We start from the raw sequence: 5,404 nt of genomic DNA on the forward strand, positions 1-5,404 counted from the left end.
CTCGGCGTCCGTGAGGACGGCGAGGGCGCCGGCCTCCAGCGCCGCGGCGACGAACCGGGCACCGTGCACCCGGGCTCCGGGCAGGGCGACGTAGAGGTCCCCGGGCTGCACCACGCGGGAGTTCAGGCAGGCGCCGGTGACCGGTCCCCGAGGCGCGGAACCGGTCTCCACGGCGTCGATGCCGGCGTCCCGCAGCACCGCGGTCAGGGTGGACCACGGCACACCGGGGACGTGGTCCGGGCGGAAGGCCCGGTCCTGTTCCGCGGGGGTCGGGTGCGTTGACTCGGTCATGACACGTGCTCCTGGTGATGCGTGTGGGGCGGTGCGGCGGGTGCCGGGCGGAGGTGCGCGGCGCCGGTCACCACGGGCGGTCCTGAGGGTCCTCGGCGAAGACCTTGTAGTCGTGGGGCTCGTCTCCGGTGGCGGGGACGTTGTACTTGCGGAGCAGGTGCTCCATGAGCTCTGCGGACAGCGCGTCGAGGTGCGCGCCCTGGTAGTTCTCCCCGGGGCGGTGCATGGACACGGACACGACGAAGCGGGGGTCGTCCAGCGGGGCGACGGAGGTGAACCCGATGTTGTAGCCGTCATAGCGGCCGGACGGTCCCGCGGCCTGGGCTGTGGAGGACTTGCCGCCGACCCGGTATCCTTCGACGGCGGCGCGCTTGGAGGTTCCCTGCGTGACGACGGTCTCCATCATCCGCACCATCTCGTCCGCGGTCTCCTCGGACACGACTCGACGCTCCTCGCGGCGCGGGTAGGCGTGCTCGGCCCCGTCCGGCTCGACGATCGACCTGATGATCGAGGCGGGCACCATCTCCCCGCCGTTGGCCAATGTCTGGTAGATCTGCGCGGTGTGGAGGGTCGTCTGCGTGTAGGCCTGGCCGAACGCCGTGGTCGAGCGCTGGCGGTTGTCCCACTTCTCCGGCGGCACGAGCATGCCGGCCGCGGCGGCGGGCAGGCCAATCTGGTTCGCCTCGCCGATGCCGAACGACTGCATGTACTCGTACCGCTCCTGCAGGGACATCTCCTCGGCGGCCTTGACGGTGCCGACGTTGTACGAGCGGGCGAAGATGCCGGCGAGTGTCATGTCGTACTCGGCGTGCGGGCTCGCGTCGTTGATCTTCTGACCGTGGAACTCCTCGCTGCTGGGCACGGTGAACTCGCTCAGCGGCGTCAGGTCGGTGGCGTCGAGGGCGGCGGCCATGGTGACGGCCTTGCCGGTCGACCCGGGCTCCACGGCCTGGGTCATGGCGGTGGGACGCCAGAACAGCTGGTCCGTGCCGTTCGGATCGGCAGGGTCGACGGTGGTGGAGTCGGCCATGGCGAGGATCTCCCCGGTCTTCGCGTCGAGCACCACGATGTTCGCCCATTCGGCGTCGAAGTCGGCGGCCTTCGCGGCGATGAGCTCCTGGGCGTACCACTGCACGTCCCGGTCGATCGTCAGCTGCACGTCCGAGCCGTCGACCGCCGGGGTCTCGTTGTAGACCGCGTTGGGGATGCGCAATCCGTTCGCGGCCACCTCGTACTCACGCTTGCCGGCCTTGCCCGCCAGCGCGTCGTTCTGGCTCAGCTCGAGTCCCTCACGGGCCGTGCCGTCGGCGGAGACGAAGCCGAGGATGGACCCGGCGACGGGTCCGTTGGGGTAGGTCCGGCGGTCCACCGGCTCGGCGATCAGGCCGGGCACGCGCAGATCCATGGCGAGGTCGCGCACCTGAGGGGTGACCGAACGCTTGACCACCGAGTAGGGGCGGTCGCCCTTCATCCGGTCGGCCAGGTCCTTCTCGGACACGCCGATGGCGGTGGAGAGCTGGGCGATGCGCTCGTCGATGTCGATCATGCGCTCCTCGCCGGACTCCGTGTCCCACTCGGGGAAGTCCTTGACGAGTCGCTGGTCCACCACGAGGTCATAGCGGCGGACGCTGGTGGCCAACACGGCCCCGTTGCGGTCCAGGACAGAGCCCCGCTCCGGCGTCAGGACCTGGGAGCGGAGACGTTCGTCGAGGGCCTTGGACGCCTGCCCGGTCGGGTCGATGCCCTGCACGTACACGAGACGCAGGGCGACCGCCGCGAGAAGGACGAGACAGATCAGCAGGAGGGCGCGCTCGCGTCGGCGCGCCCCCATGGCCGAATCGGCTCCGGTGGGGTCGGAGGTCTCGGACATCAGTCCTGGCCGGATCCGGCGCGATCGGTGTCGGACTCGGGTCCGGCCGCCGCGGCGCCGTCCTCCGAGCGCCTCCGGTCCGCACGCTCCTCTTTCTCGGCCGCCTTCTTCTCCTTGGCCCTCTTCTCCTCGGCCGGGTCCTTCATCTCGGGACCGTTGATGTGGCCCGGAGGCAGGGCGTCACCCTCGAGGCTGTTCACTCCGAGGGGCTGGTCCAGGGAGGCGGGCGGATTCACGTAGGCGGCTCCGTGCTCGCCCTCGGTCGCGGCCTCCGCCTCGCCGGAGACCCGGCCGGTGGCCACGTTCACGGCGGCGGTGCCGGCCGCGTCGACCATGCCCAGGGCACCGGCGCGTGAGGCCAGGTTCTGGGGTGCCTCGAGGTAGCCGACGCGCTGGGCGAGCAGCTCGTTGGCCTCGGACAGCTCGGTCTGCTCGGCGCGCAGCTCGAGCATCTGGTACTGCCGATTGGAGACGGTGATGTTCGCGACGAGGACCACGGCGAGGGCGACGATCAGGATGCCCAGGCAGAGCACCGTGATGCCGCGTCCGGTGCGGGGCAGCGGGGCAGGAACCACGGCCAGGGGCGTGCGGACGCGTTCGGCGGCGCCTGCGGCGGGCTCCAGGGCGCGCTCGGAACGGTGCGCGAGGCTCCGTGCCTCTGCGGTTGCGGCCATGCGGTGCTCCTCCAGTGCCGTCATCGGGTTCCTCGTGACTTCCTGATCTTCTCTGCTGCACGCACCTTTACGGAGGAGGCGCGCGGGTTCTCAGCGATTTCTGCGGAAGTGGGCTTCTCCGTTCCCCTGGTCAGGATCCTGACCACCGGCTCGTGCTCCTCGAGCACCACGGGGAAGTTCGGCGGGGCGGTAGAAGTGGACCACTCCCCCAGGTGCCTCTTCGTGATGCGGTCCTCCAGGGAGTGGTAGCTCATGACCACCGCGCGCCCGCCGATCTGCAGGCGGTCCAGCACGGCCGGCACGGCGGCCTCGAGCAGGTCCAGCTCGTCGTTGACGGCGATCCGCAGCGCCTGGAACGTGCGCTTGGCGGGGTGGCCGCCCTTCGCGCCGGCCGCCACGGGGACGGCGGAGCGGATGACCTCGACCAGCGCGCCGGTGGTGGTCAACGGCCCCTCGCCGCGGGCACGGACGATGGCGCGTGCGATCGGCCCGGCGAACCTCTCCTCGCCGTAGCGGCGGATGATGCGGCGCAGCTCCGCCTCCTCCGCCTCGGCGACGAGATCGGCGGCGGAGTATCCTGCGTGCGTGTCCATGCGCATGTCCAGCGGCGCGTCGTAGGAGTAGGCGAATCCGCGCTCCCGGGCGTCCAGCTGATACGAGGAGACGCCGAGGTCGTAGAGGGCCGCGTCCATGCGCTCGACCCCCGCCGCGGCGAGGGCGCCGGCCACCTGGTCATAGGTGCCGTGGAAGGGGACGAGCCGTGCGGACAGGCCCCCGAGCCGCTCGACCGCCATCTCCAGGGCGTTCGGGTCCCGGTCGATGCCGACCACCACCAGGTCCTCGAAGCGGCGCAGCATCTCCTGCGTGTGCCCGCCCATGCCGAGCGTGCCGTCCACGGCGATCGGTCGCCGTCCTGCGCGGAGGGAAGCCTCGACGGCGGGGGCGAGGAGGTCGATGACGCGGTCCCTCATGACCGGCAGGTGGCGGTCCTCGGGACGCAGCGCGGCCACGTCGGTGTCGGTGTGGTCCATGGGACTCCTCCTCCCCCACTGCCAGGTCCGGTGATGTCAGGTCGCCGCACCGCGGCCGGCGGGCACGGTTCAGCGTGTCACGCCGAGGGCCGTTCCCCGGAGACGACACGGATCCCTGGGCCTGATCCCCATCCGACCGCGCTCCGCCTGGCCCAGGGGAAGGCAGGTCAGGTGACTCGCGTCGGCTGGAGGCCACGCTCAGGGATCCGTGGATGTTCGGTTGTCTGCCCGCCTCTCGGCGGGTCAGAGGATGCCCGGCAGGACGTCCTCGTCGGTGTCGGAGAAGGATGCCTCCTGCTCCGCCAGGTATGCGTTCCAGGACTCGAGGTCCCAGATCTCCGCACGTGTTCCGGCGCCGATCACCGCGACCTCCTTCTCCAGTCCGGCGTACTGCCGCAGCGGAGCGGGGACCGTGATGCGACCCTGCTTGTCCGGCGTCTCGTCCGAGGCCCCGGACAGGAACACGCGGATGTAGTCGCGTGCCTGCTTCGAGGAGAGCGGAGCCGACCTCATCTGCTCGTGAACCCTTGCGAACTCACGCTCAGAGAAGACGTAGATGCAGCGCTCCTGACCGCGGGTCAGGACCAGCCCCTCCGCCAGCTCCTCACGGAACTTGGCGGGAAGGATCAGCCGGAACTTGTCGTCCAGACGCGGGGTGTAGGTCCCGAGGAACACGGGCACCCCCTGTCTTGCCGAGCTCTGCACCGGCCGATGCATCGCCTCTGCTCTCTTCTGTTCTCCACTTTACCCCACTTTCCCCCACCCTCCAACCACCACGCCTCCCTCGCCACACTCAGAGCCCTGGAATTCCGCGGAATCATGCGGGAAGAAGACCATGGAGGACAGTGGAGGGACCGCGCACCCAGACCCGTGGCGCCCGCGTAGGGAGCCCACTGGAGTGGCGTAGGAAGCCCAGTGGAGGGGCGTGGGGAGCCCTGTGGAGGGGCGTGGGGAGCCCTGTGGAGGGGCGTGGGGAGGGAAGTGGAGGACGCCGGTGGTGCGATGTGGAGGTGCCGGGCGGACGTGGCCGGCGGGGCCGACGGTGTCGGCGGTGGCGGAGGCTGGGGTGTCCGGGGACGCAGGGGTGTCCGGGGAGGAAGTGCTGTGGCTCACCTGAGCATCGTACGGGCGCGGTCAAGGGCCCTGGGACAAGGCGGGGTCCGTGACGGGTGGGGGCGTGACGGGCAAGGGTTCGCGCCAGGGGGTCGTCCGTGCCCGGGAGCGGTCTGCGCCTGGCGGGGCCCGTGACGGGCAGTGGGTTCGTACCAGGGAGTGGTCCGTGCCAACGCAGATACGTGGACGTCATTGCTGGAATCAGATCTGCCGGAACTGCGCCGTGATCCATGGAAGTTCCGACAACTCTGATACCAGCTTTGTCGTCCGATCATTCCGGCCATGCGACCCGGCCCGGGACCCTGCCGTTCCGGCCCTGCGGCCCCGGCCCGGCATCGTCCTGGCGCGACGTCGACGACGGCCACTCCTCCCCGCACGGGGCGGTGCGCAGCCGGGGCGATGTCCACGCGGACGGCTCCGCCCCG

The 5,404-nt window shown here is 70.7% G+C and carries 5 protein-coding genes; all 5 read right to left on the reverse strand.

The window, feature by feature from the left end; translation table 11 throughout:
* Positions 1 to 291 (reverse strand): Mur ligase domain-containing protein (locus tag AC2W7A_RS09020; RefSeq protein WP_485991070.1); only part of this gene is annotated, 291 nt, incomplete at its 3' end.
* Between the two features lie 67 nt (positions 292 to 358).
* Positions 359 to 2,161 (reverse strand): peptidoglycan D,D-transpeptidase FtsI family protein, encoded by a 1,803-nt coding sequence (locus tag AC2W7A_RS09025; RefSeq protein ID WP_485991071.1) that lies wholly within the window; start codon positions 2,159 to 2,161, stop codon positions 359 to 361.
* On the reverse strand, positions 2,161 to 2,835 hold the full coding sequence (gene ftsL / locus AC2W7A_RS09030) for a cell division protein FtsL (RefSeq protein ID WP_485991072.1): 675 nt from the start codon (positions 2,833 to 2,835) through the stop codon (positions 2,161 to 2,163). The genes AC2W7A_RS09025 and ftsL overlap by 1 nt, the downstream gene beginning before the upstream one ends.
* A gap of 20 nt (positions 2,836 to 2,855) precedes the next feature.
* Positions 2,856 to 3,866 (reverse strand): 16S rRNA (cytosine(1402)-N(4))-methyltransferase RsmH, encoded by a 1,011-nt coding sequence (gene rsmH / locus AC2W7A_RS09035; RefSeq protein WP_485991073.1) that lies wholly within the window; start codon positions 3,864 to 3,866, stop codon positions 2,856 to 2,858.
* Positions 3,867 to 4,109: 243 nt separating this feature from the next.
* Positions 4,110 to 4,541 carry a division/cell wall cluster transcriptional repressor MraZ gene (gene mraZ / locus AC2W7A_RS09040; protein ID WP_485991074.1) on the reverse strand — a complete coding sequence of 144 codons (432 nt, stop codon included), beginning with the start codon at positions 4,539 to 4,541 and terminating at the stop codon, positions 4,110 to 4,112.
* Positions 4,542 to 5,404 lie beyond the last annotated feature (863 nt).

This window comes from Micrococcus sp. LASM2_SD2 (assembly GCF_057364565.1).

Coding starts and splice junctions, on each gene's coding strand:
- AC2W7A_RS09025 (WP_485991071.1), bottom strand. CDS start 2,161: ATGTCCGAGACCTCCGACCCCACCGGAGCCGATTCGGCCATGGGGGCG.
- ftsL (WP_485991072.1), bottom strand. CDS start 2,835: ATGGCCGCAACCGCAGAGGCACGGAGCCTCGCGCACCGTTCCGAGCGC.
- rsmH (WP_485991073.1), bottom strand. CDS start 3,866: ATGGACCACACCGACACCGACGTGGCCGCGCTGCGTCCCGAGGACCGC.